The sequence below is a fragment of the Kocuria sp. KD4 genome, from assembly GCF_011769905.1.
Classification (GTDB): domain Bacteria; phylum Actinomycetota; class Actinomycetes; order Actinomycetales; family Micrococcaceae; genus Kocuria; species Kocuria marina.
The window spans coordinates 113,787-127,806 of sequence record NZ_CP050449.1 but is presented as its reverse complement, the minus strand read 5'-3'; the positions used below and the strand labels follow the sequence as shown (position 1 = coordinate 127,806).

The following is a 14,020-nucleotide window of genomic DNA, read 5'->3' as shown; positions in this document are numbered from 1 at the left end:
CCTGAATCTGCCGGGGATGTCCCGCCCAGTCTAACGAGCTTCCCTGGACGGGTTCAGGGCTCGCCCAGTACCTCCCGCAGCACCTGGGCACCGCGTTCCACGTCCCGGTCCGGCGCGGTCAGGCCCAGCACCACCCCGCCCCGTTCGTCGGGTCCCCGGTCCGCTTCCGCCAGCGACGACGACGCCCCTGCCCCACCACGTTCACCACCCTCGCGGCCCTGCCCCGTCCAGTACTCGCCCAGGGCACCCACGAGGACCCCGCGGCGTCGTGCGCGCTCGATCGTGGCGTCCTCGTCCGGAACGGCGAGCACCGCGTGGGCACCGCCGGCCATGGGCAGAACACTCACGTGCGGGAGGTCGCCGAGGACGTCGGAGAGCAGCGAGCGGCGTCGTCGGAAGGAGCGGCGCATCCTGGCCGTGTGGCGCTGGAACTCCCCCGAATCCACGAACCGCGCGAGCGCTTCCTGGGCGATGAGCGAGACGGGCGAACCCAGCTCCGCACGCGTGCGTTCGAGGTCCGGGAGAAGGGAATCCGGGGCCACGAGGTGCCCCACGCCCACGGAACTGCCGAGCACCTTGGCGAAACTGCCCAGGGTCACCACGGTGTCCCGGGCGGTGTCCAATGCCCCGAGGGCGGGCAGGGGTTGGGCGCTGTGGCGCAGTTCGGAGTCGTAGTCGTCCTCGAGAACGAGCGCGCCGTGCTCACGGGCCCACGCGAGCAGTTCCATCCGGCGCGTCACGGGCATGGTCCCGCCCAGCGGGTACTGGTGTCCGGGCGTGAGCACGATGGCGTCCGGCGCGGGGGCGACGTCCCACCGCCCCGCCGCGCCCCACCACCCGCTGGGCAGATGCTCGGGCACGAGACCGTGCTCGTCCACCCCCACCGGCAGGGCGATGTGCCCGAGCGCGCGCACCACACGACGAAGCGCGGGGTACCCGGGATTCTCCACGGCCACGCGCAGCCTCCTGCCGTGTGCGAGCCCCAACACCCGCAACGCGAGCTGCAACCCGTCCCGCACGCCCGCAGTGACGAGGATGTCCTCGGGAGAACGCACGATCCCGCGATTGAGCCGCAGGTAGTCCGCGAGGTGGTCCCGCAGATCGGTGCGCAGGGTGCGCCCCGTGGCGACGCCGCTCGCCGCGTCCCGCCACGCCCCGCGCCACGCGGGGGTGTCCAGGGACGTGATGGTGCTCTTCCCAGGGCGCAGGTCGATCATCTCGGGCCGCACGGCGGACCGACGGGCCGTGCGCTGCGAAGGGAGCGCGGGCGACGTCGTCGGGGCGGGAATGCCCGCGGCCGGTATGTCAGCACGAGGCGACGTGGGGGTGGAATGCTGTCCGGCGTGGGGCGACGCCGCGGCGTCGCCCCCGGGCACCGGGCCGGACGGGCGGGCTCGAGGAGCATCGGCGGTCGCAGCGGCGGCACGGGCAACGGGCCCTGTATCGCGCCGCATGTCCAGATGCGGGGTGATCCGCGTGGCACCGCGATCGGCCACGAGGTAGCCCTCACCCGCGAGGACGTCCCACGCGGACGTGACCGTTCCGCGCGAGATTCCCAACCGGGCGGCCAGGGCCCGGGACGAGGGTAGGGGGTCGCCCGGGCGCAGCACCCCGCGCGCCACGAGCTCGCGGATCTGCCGCACGAGCTGCTCCCCCAGACCCGTGCTCGCGGTGCGATCGACGGTCAGGGGGAGGTCGGTGTCCCTGGCGTGCCTCATTCCCGGGACTGCCGGGCGATGAAGCCGGCCATGCCGGGAACGGTGAACGCCACCTGACCGTGATCGGGAGCGTAGATCATCCCCTTCTGGATCAGTTGCGCTCTTGTAGGGCCCAGGCTGCTGGCCTTGGTACCGAGCCGGGCTGCGAGTTCACCCGTGCGGGAGGGGCCCGCACCGTCCACCGCCATGACGCTCATGTACTCGCGCTCCTTGGGCGTCGCCCTGCCCCAGCGGGCCGGGAAGAATCCGGAGTCCAGTTGCGCCCACCCCTTCTCGATGGCCACCCTCGAGTCCTCGAGCGTGAACGGCGTGGTCGGTGCGACTTCCCACACTGCTTTCCCGAACTCCTGGATGAAGTACGGATAACCACCCGACGCCGCGACGATGGCGTTCAGCGCCTCGGTGTCGAATTCGGCGCCCACGTCCTTGGCCGGGCGTGCCACCGCGTATCGCGCTTGCTCCGGGTCCAGCGGTCCGATGACCCGGTAGTCGAAGAGTCTTTCCGCATAACTGCGTGTGGCGCTCAGGATCGTGGGAAGGTTCGGCAGACCGGCGCAGATCACGTAGAACGGCCAGTCACGCTGGCCCGCGATGTGCTGGACCGTGACGATTGCGCTCATCATGTCCGGGTCTAGGTCCTGCATCTCGTCGATGAACAGGCCGAATGCGCTGTGCTGTGCCTTCAGTGGTTCACTGAGATCCTCGACCAGCTCTTCCACATCGATGTCGATCCGCCCGGACTGCGCGCGTACGGGATGAAGATCGACACTGGCCGAGACACCGCTCGTCCCCACGGAGACACTGAAGGACTGGATGGTCGTGAGCGCATCAGCGAAGAACTGACCGGGGTGACGGCCGAGATGACGCCGAGCCGCCACCACGAGTTCCCGGGCGAACCTGTCTCTCACGTCCTGCCTGCCCCGAGCCTCCGCCCGCCCCTCCAGTTGGACGGTGAGCCAGCCGTGATTGTCCGCATGCGCACGCAGGACGTTGAGCAGGACGGTCTTTCCGACTCCGCGTAGACCCGTGAGCACCATGCCCCTGTTGGGGCGGTGGAGCTTGGCGCGCGCGATCATGAGGTCGAAGGCGGAAATCTCTGCCTCCCGGCCACTGAGCACCTTGGGACGCAGCCCGGATCCGGGGCTGTAGGGGTTGGCTGCGAGGTCCATGTACCGAAGTGTAAAGCATTATATAAATATTTTTATACTTACTTAGATTTCGATAGCGTATCGATCGACGGCTGCCAGAGGCCGCGGGTTAAGTGCCGGTCGTTGCGTAAGTGGACCACTTCATTTCGTCGATTTTGGCTCTGTCAATGGACCACCCACGCTGCCAGGATGGAGGCCATGACCGAAACCTTGCAGACCTCCGCCCAGGACCCCACCCCCGTGACCGGATCGCGCCTCGTCAAGCGCGGCCTGGCCGACATGCTCAAGGGCGGTGTGATCATGGACGTGGTCACCGCTGAGCAGGCCCGGATCGCCGAGGACTCCGGAGCCGTGGCTGTGATGGCGCTCGAGCGCGTTCCCGCGGACATCCGCTCCCAGGGTGGCGTGGCGCGCATGAGTGATCCCGATCTGATCGAGCAGATCATCGACTCGGTGTCCATCCCCGTGATGGCCAAGGCGCGGATCGGGCACTTCGTGGAGGCCCAGGTGCTCGAGCACCTCAAGGTGGACTACATCGACGAGTCCGAGGTGCTCTCCCCCGCCGATTACGTCAACCACATCGACAAGCACCGCTTCAACGTCCCGTTCGTGTGCGGTGCGACCAACCTGGGTGAGGCGCTGCGCCGGATCACCGAGGGCGCGGCCATGATCCGCTCCAAGGGCGAGGCCGGAACGGGGGACGTCTCCGAGGCCACCAAGCACATCCGCACCATTCGCGCCCAGATCGCCGAGCTGCAGGGCCTCTACACCTCCACCCCGGACGCCCTCTACGTCAAGGCCAAGGAACTGTCCGCGCCGTACGAGCTGGTGGCGGAGGTCGCCCGCACGGGCAAGCTCCCCGTGGTGCTGTTCACCGCCGGGGGGATCGCGACCCCCGCGGACGCCGCCATGATGATGCAGCTCGGTGCGGACGGCGTGTTCGTGGGCTCGGGCATCTTCAAGTCCGGCAACCCCGCCGAGCGCGCCCGCGCCATCGTGGCCGCGACCGCCTACTACGACGATCCCACCCGCATCGCAGAGGCCTCCCGCGGCCTGGGCGAGGCCATGGTCGGCATCAACGTGGCGGACCTGCCCGCACCCCACCGCCTCGCGGAGCGCGGTTGGTGAGCGGGTCCCCCTCGCAGCACCACCCGCACGACGACGCCGCCCTGCCGGGCCCGAGCGCCCACCCCACTGTGGGCGTGCTCGCCCTGCAGGGCGGCGTCGTGGAGCACGTGCGCGCGGTGGAGTCCCTGGGCGCCCGCGCCGTGAAGGTGCGCTCCGCCGATGACCTCGTGGACCCGGACGGCGCCCCCCGCATCGACGCGCTGATCCTGCCCGGCGGGGAGTCCTCCACGGTGGACCGGCTGTGCCGTACGTTCGGACTGTTCGACTCCTTGCAACGGGTGGTCCGCGGAGGCCTGCCCACGCTCGGAACGTGCGCCGGGCTCATCATGCTCTCCTCCGAGATCGAGGATCCGGCCCCCGGCCAGCAGTCCCTCGGGGTGCTGGACGTGAGCGTGAACCGCAACGCGTTCGGTTCACAGGTGTCCTCTGCGGAGGTGGAGCTGGCGTGGGAGGGCCCAGCGAGCGACGTCGTGGCGCCCGGTGACGTGGTGCGCGCGGCCTTCATCCGCGCCCCCGAGGTGACCCGTGCGGGCGACGGCGTGGAAGTTCTCGCGCGCCACCGGGGTGCGGTGGTGGCGGTGCGCCAGGGCAGCGTGCTGGGCATCAGCTTCCACCCGGAGCTCACGGGGGACACCACCCTGCACCGGATGCTGCTGGAGCAGGTGGCCGCCCGCCGGGGGTGAGCACGGTCGGGGTGAGCGCCCAGACGAACTCGGGCAGGGCGCAGGACGCCCCCCGACCAGCACCGGGACGGGAAACCCCGCTGCGCCACATCACGACTTCCGGCGCAACAGACTCGCACCGGCGCGCCGATCCGTGTAGACCTGGCCTCTCTGACTACTCACGACGGAGGAACTCTTGGCCGGCTTCACCACACGCACCATCCACGCGCTGCACGACGTCGCCCTGGGTGCCGTGGTGCCCCCGATCCACACCGCCTCCACGTTCCTGCAGCCCACCGAGGGCGGCGAGGGTCCCTTCGAGTACCAGCGCGGGTCGAACCCCACGCGCACCGATGCCGAGACCACCCTGGCGGCGCTCGAGGGCGCCCGGCACTCCTTCGCGTTCGCCACCGGCATGGCTGCCACCGGGGCCGTGCTCGGCACCCTGCACGCCGGTGACTCGGTGATCATGGGCCTGCCCGTCTACGGCGGCAACTACCGGTGGGCCACCATTGAGCTGCCCAAGCGCGGGATCACCACGCACTTCCACGACGACCTCAACCGACTCTCGGACGAGGACTTCGACGAGAGCACGCGCATCGTGTTCCTCGAGACGCCGTCCAACCCCACGCTGCGCGTGACCGACATCCGACGTGTCGTCGAGCTTGCCCACCGCCACGGCGCCATGGTGGTCGTGGACAACACGTTCCTCACCCCGTACCTGCAGCGCCCGCTGGAGCTGGGCGCGGACGTCACCGTGCAGTCCGCCACCAAGTACCTCGGCGGCCACGGGGACCTGCTGGGCGGCGTGGTCAGCACCAACGACGACGAGATGGCCCAGCAGCTGCACCTGGCACAGATGGTCTCGGGCGGGGTGCTCTCCCCCATCGACTCCTACCGACTGATCCAGTCCGTGAAGACCCTCGGCATCCGCCTGGACCGCCAGCAGGAGAACGCCCACCGGATCGTAGAGTTCCTGCGCGGCCGGGACGAGGTGGCGCGAGTCCTCGTCCCCGGATCCTTCGACGAGGAGGAGGCCCGGATCCAGGAGGCCCAGGCGGACGGGCTCGGGGGGCTGTTCTCCTTCGAGCTCCTCCCGGGCAAGGACGTCCGGGCGTTCCTCGGCCGCCTGGAGATCTTCGGCTTCGCAGTGAGCCTGGGCGGCATCGAGTCTCTGATCTGCCTCCCCGCATCCATGACCCACGGGGCATACTCACCTGAGGACCGCGAGCTGGCGCACCTGAGCGAGAACCTGCTGCGCGTGGCCGTGGGCATCGAGGACGTCGAGGACCTCATCGCGGACCTCGCCCAGGCCCTCGACGCGGCCTGAGAGGGGAACCCACCGTGGACTCACGTCGAGCATCCCGCCGGGCCGTGCTCAGCGGCACCGGCCTGGCGGGGCTGGTTGCCGTGCTGGCCGCCTGCTCACCGGGCGGCGGCTCCGAGGACTCGGGTGCCTCCGAGGACCTGCTGACCAGGATCCAGCGCACCGGTGAGGTGCGCATCGGCATGGAGGGCACGTTCCGCCCGTACGGCTACCACGACGACTCCGGCGCCCTGGTGGGCTATGAAAAGGAGATCGGGGACCTGATCGCCAAGGACCTCGGGGTGCGCGCCACCTACGTTGAGACCCAGTGGGACTCGCTGATCGCGGGGGTGGACGCGGGCCGCTACGACCTTGTCATGAACAACATCGCACCCACGGCCGAGCGCAGGGAGAACTTCGACTTCTCCATCCCCTACGCGATCTCCCAGGGCCGCGCCGGGGTCGCCCAGGACTCCCCGCTGACGTCCGTTGACGAGATCTCCGGGCACACCTCCGCCCAGACCGAGACCTCCAACTTCGGCAAGAGCATGGCCGCCCTGGGGGCCCAGCTGGTGCCCACCACGGGGTTCGACGAGGCCATCATGCTCGTGACCTTCGGGCGCGTGGAGATGACCGCCAACGATTTCGTGACGTTCCAGGCGTTCTTCGAGCAGCGCCCTGACGCCAGGATCCGTCTCCTGGACGGCCAGGTGGGAGACGCCTCGGAGTCCGCGGTGCTCATGGCCCGCAACCAGCCACGGCTGCGAGCCGCCGTGGACAAGTCCCTGACCACCCACATGGACAACGGCGATCTGGCCAAGATCTTCGAGAAATACGTGTCCACCGACCTCACCCCGGAGTCATGACCGATTTCCTGAGCCTTTGGGCCGATTCCCTTCCGCAGCTGCTGCTGGCCACCGTCAAGGTGACCATCCCGCTGAGCATCATCGCCTTCGTCCTCGCCCTGGTGGTGGCGGTGCTCGCCACCACCATGCGCCTGAGCGGCATCCGCCCCCTGCAGTGGATCTCCCGCTTCTACGTGTGGCTGTTCCGCGGCACCCCGATCCTGGTGCAGCTGTTCATCATCTTCTACGGGCTGCCCGCCGCCGGCATCACGCTCTCCGCGTGGACCTCCGCGATCCTCGCGTTCACCCTGAACACGGGGGCCTACGCGGCCGAGACCCTGCGGGCCTCCGTGCAGTCCATCCCCCGGGGCCAGCTCGAAGCCGCCCGGACGCTGAACTACACGGGCTGGCAGACGGTGCGCCACGTCGTCGCGCCCCAGGCCCTGCGGATCGCGCTGCCTCCCCTGGGCAACGACCTCATCGACCTGGTCAAGGGCACCTCCCTGGTCATGGTCATCACCCTGGCGGACGTGTTCCAGGTGGGCCGTCAGATCGCCGCGACCAACTTCCAGCCCCTCGCGCTCTACGCGGAGGTGGCTGTGATCTACCTGGCGATCTTCACTGTCCTCTCGCTGCTGCAGTCCCGCCTCGAACGGGTGTCCAACCGCTATATCAGGAGTTCCCATGCTTGAGCTGACAGACGTCTCCAAGAGCTTCGGGGACACCACCGTCCTGCGGGGGATCACCCTGGCGCTGCCCAACGGGGAGACCACCGTGATCCTCGGGCCGTCCGGCTCCGGGAAGTCCACCCTGTTGCGCACCATGAACCTGCTCGAGGTCCCCGAGTCCGGGCGCCTGGACATCAACGGGGACTCCGTGACCTTCGGTGCGCAGCTGACCCGCAGGCAGATCTCCGCGATCCGCCGCCGCTCCGCCATGGTCTTCCAGGGCTACAACCTCTTCCCGCACGAGACGGTGCTGGACAACGTGGCCATGCCCCCGGCGCTGAACGGCAAGGCGGACCGCGCCACGGCCCGGGCTCGCGCAGTGGAGCTGCTGGAGTCCGTGGGAATGGGCCACCGGTTGGAGGAGTACCCGGACAACCTCTCCGGCGGGCAGCAGCAGCGCGTGGCGATCGCCAGGGCCCTGGCCGTGGAGCCGGACTACCTGCTCTTCGACGAGCCCACCTCCGCCCTGGACCCCGAGCTGGAGGCCGAGGTCATCAGGGTCATGGTGGACCTGGCCCGCGAGCGCCGTTCCCTGGTGGTAGTCACGCACAACATCGGCTTCGCCCGCCGGGTCGCGGACCGCATCGTCTTCCTCGCGGACGGCGGGATCGGCTTCGACGGCGCCCCGGAGGACTTCTTTGCCTCGGACAGTGAACGGATCCGGCGCTACCTCAACGTCTTCGACGCCGTGTGAGCCCGTGACGCCCGCCGTTGCGGCGGTGCCGGTGGCGGCGGGTGCCGACGACGACGCCCGGTGCGGGTGCTGCCCGTGGTGCCGCTACGGCGTGATATCTCCACGGCACCCTCCCTCCACAGCGGGCGTCGAACTCGCGGTGCCGCGGACGGGACGCGTGCCAGACGGCCGTGAGCGCGGCGGCAGGCGCCCGTGTCGCCCAGGGAGACCAGCACGTGGGTGCCGGCCCCCAGGACCACGGCGGACAGCAGCGGTCCCGCCGGCAGCCGGGACGGCCGCAGGTGCTCGATCGGGTTCATGATGCCCCGCTTTCCCCGGACCTCCCCCGTCCGCACAGGATCGGCGGCCATCCGCCTCCCTGTAGGTGCGGGGCCTCCGCCGGTGCGTGTGATGCGCACAGCTCCAGGGGGCCCGGTGAACAGGAACCCTTGGTGACCAGGTGGTCCTCGTGGGGGGAGATCTTCCTCGGCCACCGGGTCGTCGTGAACCGGGAAGTGTGAACCGCGCACCGGGCCGGATCCCACGGCACCCCCCCGAGGGGCCACCCCCGGAGAATCCTCCACCGCCGCCGAACGAGCATGAGGAACCGGAGGAATCGGACGGGCCCGAGCTGTTGCCGTACGCGGGGCCGCTGGAGCCGCCCTTCGGCGGGACTCCGCGGCAGGCCCCGCATCACCAAGGTCGGCACGTCCGCCACGACAAGGAGCAGCACCGCCCCGATCAGAGAATGAACCCCGACTTCGAGAAGGCGCGGTCGGAGGCGGCCTGCGAGGTCGCCCGGTCGTACACCGCGGTGAGGGTGTCCCGCAGCGCGGTCGTAGGAGGATCCGGCAGCCTCAGGACCCGAACGGGAGCATGGCGATCACGATGGCCGCCCTGGGTGACCAGGGGCACAGCGGGTCTCGTCATGACCCCCTGGCCACGACCTGATTTGCCATCGCGAAAACAGTCCAGGCCGCGGGCGTGCCGCTCAGAAGCTCCCGGACGCCCCGCCCCCGGTGAAGCCGCCGCCCCCGCCGAACGAGCTCGTGCCGCCGGAGCCGCCGGACGACGAGCTCGAGGCGTTGACCACGCCCCCGGAGTACAGGGACGGGGAAACCGCGTAGAGCGGCAACCAGCTCTGGAAGGTGGGGGCGTAGTGCACGTCCCGCTCGATGCCGTCCTTGTCCGTGCGGCGCACGGGATCGTCGTTGAGGCCCGGCGCCTTGGGGTTCTGCAGGCGGTACTTCAGGTAGGCCCGGCGCATGCTCGTGCTGATCCCCTCGCCCGGATGCTCCCGCTCGTACTGCTCAATCTCCCGCTTCGCCTGATCCATGATCTGCCTGGTGCTCCGGCGGCAGCGCCAGACGAGCACCAGGACCCCGAGCACGACCACGCCGACGATCGACAAAATGACCGTGGCCACCGCGCGCCCCTTCGCCGCCCGGTCCGCCGCGGCCTGCGGATCGGCCTCGTCGTAGACCTTGGTGACCGTCTTTGTGAACGCGTCCGCGTAGTCCCCGTCCTTGAACCCGGGCTCGAGCTGGTTCTCCATGATGTTCTCGGCGTCCGAGTCCGAGAGCACCTCCCGGGCGCCGTCCCCGACCTCGATGCGCAGCTCGCGCTCCCCCATGTCCGCGACGATCAGCACGCCGTTGTTGCGCCCGTCGTCCCCCACGCCCCAGTCTGTGGCGACCTTGCGCGAGTAATCCTCGATGTTCTCGCCCTGGGTGTCGTTCACGCTGAGGACCGCCGCGCGGATGTATTCGTTTTCATCATTCTTCTCGCCGATCAGCCGGTTGAGCTGCTCCTCCTGGCCGTCCGTCAGCAGGTCGGCCTGGTCCTGAACGGCGCCCACCTCGGGCCGCGGCGGGACGTCCAGGGCCTGGGCGGGGGCGACGGCGCCCGCCACGAGCACCGCGGCCAGGGCACCCCCCAGGGTGGCGCGCCTGAGCACCGCGGGCTGGGTTTCGGCGGTGGTCACGAGGGTCCTCCGGGGGTCTCGGGGTTCGGCGCTGTGCACGCGGGGTTGCTGGGGCCAGGCTACGTGCGCTCGTGCGCGGACAGAACCATCACCCCGGCCCCCGGCGGGCGTGTCGGCAGCGTGGCAGCCGACGCGGGTTCGGTCTCCGCCCCGAACCGGCGTTGCCGACCGCCCCTCGGCCACTGGCCGGCTCCCGGGAGGGAAACCGGCCCGCGGAGGGGACGTGCGCGACGCGTCGTCGGGAGCCTCAGTTCTTCGCGGTGGGAACAACCATCACGGGGCACTCGGCGTCCGCGAGGGCGGCCTGGGACACCGAACCCATGAGCAGACCGCGGAACCCGCCGTACCCGCGGGTGCCCATGACGAGCAGCTCGGCGGTGCGGGAGGCGTCCACGAGTGCGTCCGCGGGGCGGCCCTCCAGCACGCGGGTCTCGATCTCCAGGCCCGGGAAGTCCTTGCGCAGTTCCTCGGCCACGGAATCGGTGAGCTCCTTGGCCGGGGCCATGAGCTGTTCCTGCACGGCGCGATCCAGCTCGGCGGAGTTCATGGGCAGGTAGCTCGTGGTGGGGACCACGCTCACGATCGCGAGCCGCAGCCCGCGATCCGCGGCGTACCGGGCGGCCCGCGGCACCGCCTTGTTCTTGGCGCCGAGCTTGTCCACGCCCACGACCACGCGACCCTCGAAGCTCTCACCCTCGGGCCGGGTCTCACGTTCACCAGGGCGCCACTCCTCCGGAAGGATCACCACGGGCACGGCGGAGTGGGCGGCCACCGCGGCGGAGACCGAACCCACGCGCCCGCGCACCCCGTGGTGCCCACGCTTGCCGAGGACCACCACGGAGGCGTCCTGGGCCTCGTAGACGATCACGCCGGCGGCGTCGCCGCGCTCGATGATGCCCTGCCCGGTGACGCCGCCCGCCTTGGCCTTCTCCACGGCGCGCGTGGCCAGCCGCTCCGACTCCTGGTGCAGCGCATCCGCGAAGGCTCCATAGATGGACTGGTCCAGGCCGGTCTGGCGGCCCATGGAGAGCACGATCTTCAACGGTTCCTGCCGCTTCTGGGCCTCGAGGATCGCCCAGTCCAGGGCCCGCTCACTGTGATCGGAACCGTCGTACGCCACCACGATGTTCTGTGTCATCTGTCTGCACCTAGTTTCTTAACTGTATTTCGAGGGGGAGTGCGGATCGGGACTCAGCGCCCGCTGGGGACCACCATCACGGGCCCGGCAGCGGAGCTCAGCACGGCCTGGGACACGGATCCGAGCAACAGACCCGTGAACCCACCGATCCCGCGGGAGCCCACGACCACAAGGTCCGCGGTCCGGGTGGCCTGCACGAGCACCCGGCCGGGGCGGCCCAGGAACGCGTGCTGGGTGACCCGCAACCGGGGTTCCCGCTCAGCAATGGTGCGCGCCAGTTCTGAGAGCCGTTCGAGCGATTCCTGGAAGTAGTAGGTCTGGTTGTACTGGTCCTGGAACCACTCCGGGGTCCCGGACAGGGCGCCGTTCACGGAGACGAGGCTCAGGGTCGCGTCATGGGACAGGGCGTACTGGATCGCGTGCGCTACCGCGGGGTTCTTCTCCCCCGCGCCGTCCACGCCCACGACCACGGAGCCGGAGAAGTCCATCTCGGAGGCAGGAGTGCGGGTTCCACCCTGGGCCTGGTCGTCGGAGACGCGCACGTCCTTGCCGTCCCGGCCCTCCTCGCGGGCGAGTTCGGCGTCCGAGTCGTCCTCGTGGGTTCCGGGCGGGACCACGATCACGGGCACGGGGCTGTGGGCCGCCACGGCCGCGGAGACCGAGCCCAGCCGACCCCGCAGGGCATCGCCCTTACCGCGCTTGCCCATGACCACCAGGCACGCGTCCTTGGCGGCGTGCAGGACGGCCCGAGCGGCGTCGCCCTCGCCCAGGACCTTGCGGATCTCGACGTCCGGGGCGTGGGAGCGGGCGTACTCCTCGGCGGCCTCGAGATGGGATTCGCTCTCCGCCTTCACGGCGTCGTGGAAGCGCTGTTCCAGGCCTGGATCCCCCACGACCGCGACGGGGAACGCGCACAACAGGCGCACGGGGACTTTGCGGGCGGCCGCCTCCGTGAGGGCACGGTCGAGGGCGCGCAGCGCGATCTCGGAACCATCAATACCCACCAGGACGGGAGCGTTGGACGAGGTGTTCAGAACGTCGTTGTTCATACCTCCAGGATAGTCTCCGCACCCCGCAACGGCGCGGTCCACCACGCGATTTCAGGCCTGTGACGACGCCGCACGGAGCCTCCTGGCGCCGGGCCGGCTCCGCGGGCCGCTCACGCCATCACGAACATCCACCGGTCCCCGCGGATGCGCAGACCCAGGGTCACGGCACGGGCGCCCATGTACCCGCCCGCGTACGCAATCCAAAGCCACGCCGCGCCCACGGTGCCGCTCCCACCCCGTTCGAGAACGAGCCACAACAGGGGCGCGTACACGACCAGGTTGATGACCCCGGCCAGGGCGAGATAGCGAGCGTCGCCGGCGCCGATCAGAACGCCGTCGAGCACGAACACGAATGCCGCGAGGGGCTGACCCACGGCCACGACGATCAACGCGACCCCGAAGATCACCTGGACGTCCCGCGACGAGGTGAAGAGGAAGCCCAGGTGCGGCCCGAGCAGACCCACGATCACGCCCGTGACCACGCCGAAGCCCAGGCCCCACCGGATCAGTCGATGCATGAGCCTCCGGACATGTTCGCGTTCCGAGCGCCGTCGCAGGTCCCGGGCGCCGAGTTCCTTGCCCAGCAGCGCCTGGGCGGCAATGGCCAGGGCGTCCAGTGCGAAGGCCAGGAAGTTGAAGATCGTCATGGTCAGTTGGTAGGCCGCGAGGTTCTCGGCCCCCTGCGCCGTGGCCACCACCACGGTCACCAGGATCGCGGCGCGCAGGGACAGGGTGCGCAGCATGAGCCATGTCCCCACCGTGAGGTGCGTGCGCACCCCGGCCCAGGACGTCGCGAGGCTCACGCCGCGCCGTCGGAACTGCCGAGTGAGCATGATCAGGTACGTCACAGCCATGGCCCACTGCGTGATGCTCGTGCCGATCGCCGCGCCCGCGACGCCCAGCTGCGCGCCGTACACGAGCGCCACGTTCAGCCCCGCGTTCACGGCGGCGCCCACGCCCGCGATCACGAGCGGGGTGGTCGTGTCCTGCAGACCTCGCAGCACACCCACGGCGGCCAGCACGATCAGCATGGCCACGAGTCCGGGCAGGGACCACAGCGCGTACGACGTCGCGTGCTCCAGCACTTCGCCCTCCGCACCCAGGGCGCGCAGCAGGGGACGAACGGCCACGGCGCCCGCCGCGGCGAGCAGCACCCCGAGACCCGCGGCGGTCCACAGCCCGTCCCGACCCACGCGCAGGGCATCGGCGAGTCTGCCGCCACCCACGTGCCGGGCCACCGCGGGGGTGGTGCTGTAGGCCAGGAAGACCATGAGTCCCACGACCGTCTGCACCACGGTCGCGGCGATCCCTACCCCCGCGAGCTGCGCCGTGCCCAGGTGGCCGATGATCGCCGAGTCCGCGAGCAGGAACAGCGGCTCCGCGATCAGCGCTCCGAACGCCGGGACGGCGAGCGCGAGGATCTGGCGGTTCAGGCTCTTCCCGCCCGCGTTCTTGGACGGGGTCCCAGGATCCGACGGCGTTGCCGGGCCCTCGGGCGTCACGGGCTCCTCGGAAGCTGCGGGGCCCCCGCGGTGGAGACCTCCGGGACTGGGCTCCGGGGGGCGGGCGTTTTGGGGCGCGCGGGAGTTCGGGCGTGAGCGGAAGGAAGGCACCGCACCAGGGTAAGGGGATCAGTCACCC

The 14,020-nt window shown here is 70.2% G+C and carries 13 protein-coding genes; 6 read left to right on the top strand and 7 right to left on the bottom strand.

What is annotated here, in order from left to right; all coding sequences use genetic code 11:
• Positions 1-53: 53 nt before the first annotated feature.
• Both HBK84_RS00525 and HBK84_RS00520 read right to left on the bottom strand, forming a co-directional pair.
• Positions 54-1,718 (bottom strand): PLP-dependent aminotransferase family protein, encoded by a 1,665-nt coding sequence (locus HBK84_RS00525; RefSeq protein ID WP_167317910.1) that lies wholly within the window; start codon positions 1,716-1,718, stop codon positions 54-56.
• Complete coding sequence (locus HBK84_RS00520) at positions 1,715-2,887, bottom strand: ATP-binding protein (protein WP_167317909.1); 1,173 nt, start codon at positions 2,885-2,887, stop codon at positions 1,715-1,717. Before HBK84_RS00520 ends, HBK84_RS00525 begins: the two co-directional genes overlap by 4 nt.
• Positions 2,888-3,064: 177 nt before the next feature.
• Between HBK84_RS00520 and pdxS the strand changes: the two genes are divergently transcribed.
• The 6 genes from pdxS to HBK84_RS00490 all read left to right on the top strand — a co-directional run bounded on the left by pdxS (position 3,065) and on the right by HBK84_RS00490 (position 8,229).
• A complete protein-coding gene (gene pdxS, locus HBK84_RS00515; protein WP_167317908.1) occupies positions 3,065-3,994 on the top strand; it encodes a pyridoxal 5'-phosphate synthase lyase subunit PdxS in 930 nt (309 codons plus the stop codon).
• Positions 3,991-4,677, top strand: a complete 687-nt coding sequence (pdxT, locus tag HBK84_RS00510) for a pyridoxal 5'-phosphate synthase glutaminase subunit PdxT (RefSeq protein ID WP_186317159.1) — start codon at positions 3,991-3,993, stop codon at positions 4,675-4,677. The genes pdxS and pdxT overlap by 4 nt, the downstream gene beginning before the upstream one ends.
• Before the next feature lie 175 nt (positions 4,678-4,852).
• Positions 4,853-5,986 carry a PLP-dependent aspartate aminotransferase family protein gene (locus tag HBK84_RS00505; protein WP_094393213.1) on the top strand — a complete coding sequence of 378 codons (1,134 nt, stop codon included), beginning with the start codon at positions 4,853-4,855 and terminating at the stop codon, positions 5,984-5,986.
• Positions 5,987-6,000: 14 nt separating this feature from the next.
• Entirely contained in the window at positions 6,001-6,828 is an 828-nt protein-coding gene (locus tag HBK84_RS00500; RefSeq protein ID WP_167317907.1) for an amino acid ABC transporter substrate-binding protein, read from the top strand.
• Positions 6,825-7,499: an amino acid ABC transporter permease gene (locus tag HBK84_RS00495; protein WP_144997470.1), complete on the top strand. Its 675-nt coding sequence runs from the start codon at positions 6,825-6,827 to the stop codon at positions 7,497-7,499. The genes HBK84_RS00500 and HBK84_RS00495 overlap by 4 nt, the downstream gene beginning before the upstream one ends.
• Complete coding sequence (locus HBK84_RS00490) at positions 7,492-8,229, top strand: amino acid ABC transporter ATP-binding protein (protein WP_144997471.1); 738 nt, start codon at positions 7,492-7,494, stop codon at positions 8,227-8,229. The genes HBK84_RS00495 and HBK84_RS00490 overlap by 8 nt, the downstream gene beginning before the upstream one ends.
• A 720-nt stretch (positions 8,230-8,949) precedes the next feature.
• Here HBK84_RS00490 and HBK84_RS00485 read toward each other — a convergent pair.
• The 5 genes from HBK84_RS00485 to HBK84_RS00465 all read right to left on the bottom strand — a co-directional run bounded on the left by HBK84_RS00485 (position 8,950) and on the right by HBK84_RS00465 (position 13,881).
• Positions 8,950-9,138, bottom strand: a complete 189-nt coding sequence (locus tag HBK84_RS00485; RefSeq protein WP_144997473.1) for a hypothetical protein — start codon at positions 9,136-9,138, stop codon at positions 8,950-8,952.
• A 61-nt stretch (positions 9,139-9,199) separates the two neighbouring features.
• Positions 9,200-10,192, bottom strand: a complete 993-nt coding sequence (locus tag HBK84_RS00480) for a YgcG family protein (RefSeq protein ID WP_144997475.1) — start codon at positions 10,190-10,192, stop codon at positions 9,200-9,202.
• A gap of 247 nt (positions 10,193-10,439) precedes the next feature.
• The gene (locus tag HBK84_RS00475) at positions 10,440-11,330 is read right to left on the bottom strand and encodes a universal stress protein (protein WP_167317906.1); all 891 of its coding nucleotides are present in this window, start codon (positions 11,328-11,330) and stop codon (positions 10,440-10,442) included.
• A 53-nt stretch (positions 11,331-11,383) separates the two neighbouring features.
• The gene (locus HBK84_RS00470; protein WP_167317905.1) at positions 11,384-12,379 is read right to left on the bottom strand and encodes a universal stress protein; all 996 of its coding nucleotides are present in this window, start codon (positions 12,377-12,379) and stop codon (positions 11,384-11,386) included.
• 110 nt (positions 12,380-12,489) lie between these two features.
• The gene (locus HBK84_RS00465; protein ID WP_370520554.1) at positions 12,490-13,881 is read right to left on the bottom strand and encodes an MATE family efflux transporter; all 1,392 of its coding nucleotides are present in this window, start codon (positions 13,879-13,881) and stop codon (positions 12,490-12,492) included.
• Positions 13,882-14,020 lie beyond the last annotated feature (139 nt).

Bases quoted from the DNA above. Each gene is read 5' to 3' on its own strand.
- HBK84_RS00495 (WP_144997470.1), top strand. From the start codon at position 6,825: ATGACCGATTTCCTGAGCCTTTGGGCCGATTCCCTTCCGCAGCTGCTG.
- pdxS (WP_167317908.1), top strand. From the start codon at position 3,065: ATGACCGAAACCTTGCAGACCTCCGCCCAGGACCCCACCCCCGTGACC.
- HBK84_RS00485 (WP_144997473.1), bottom strand. From the start codon at position 9,138: ATGACGAGACCCGCTGTGCCCCTGGTCACCCAGGGCGGCCATCGTGAT.
- HBK84_RS00490 (WP_144997471.1), top strand. From the start codon at position 7,492: ATGCTTGAGCTGACAGACGTCTCCAAGAGCTTCGGGGACACCACCGTC.
- HBK84_RS00470 (WP_167317905.1), bottom strand. From the start codon at position 12,379: ATGAACAACGACGTTCTGAACACCTCGTCCAACGCTCCCGTCCTGGTG.
- HBK84_RS00525 (WP_167317910.1), bottom strand. From the start codon at position 1,718: ATGAGGCACGCCAGGGACACCGACCTCCCCCTGACCGTCGATCGCACC.
- HBK84_RS00520 (WP_167317909.1), bottom strand. From the start codon at position 2,887: ATGGACCTCGCAGCCAACCCCTACAGCCCCGGATCCGGGCTGCGTCCC.
- HBK84_RS00475 (WP_167317906.1), bottom strand. From the start codon at position 11,330: ATGACACAGAACATCGTGGTGGCGTACGACGGTTCCGATCACAGTGAG.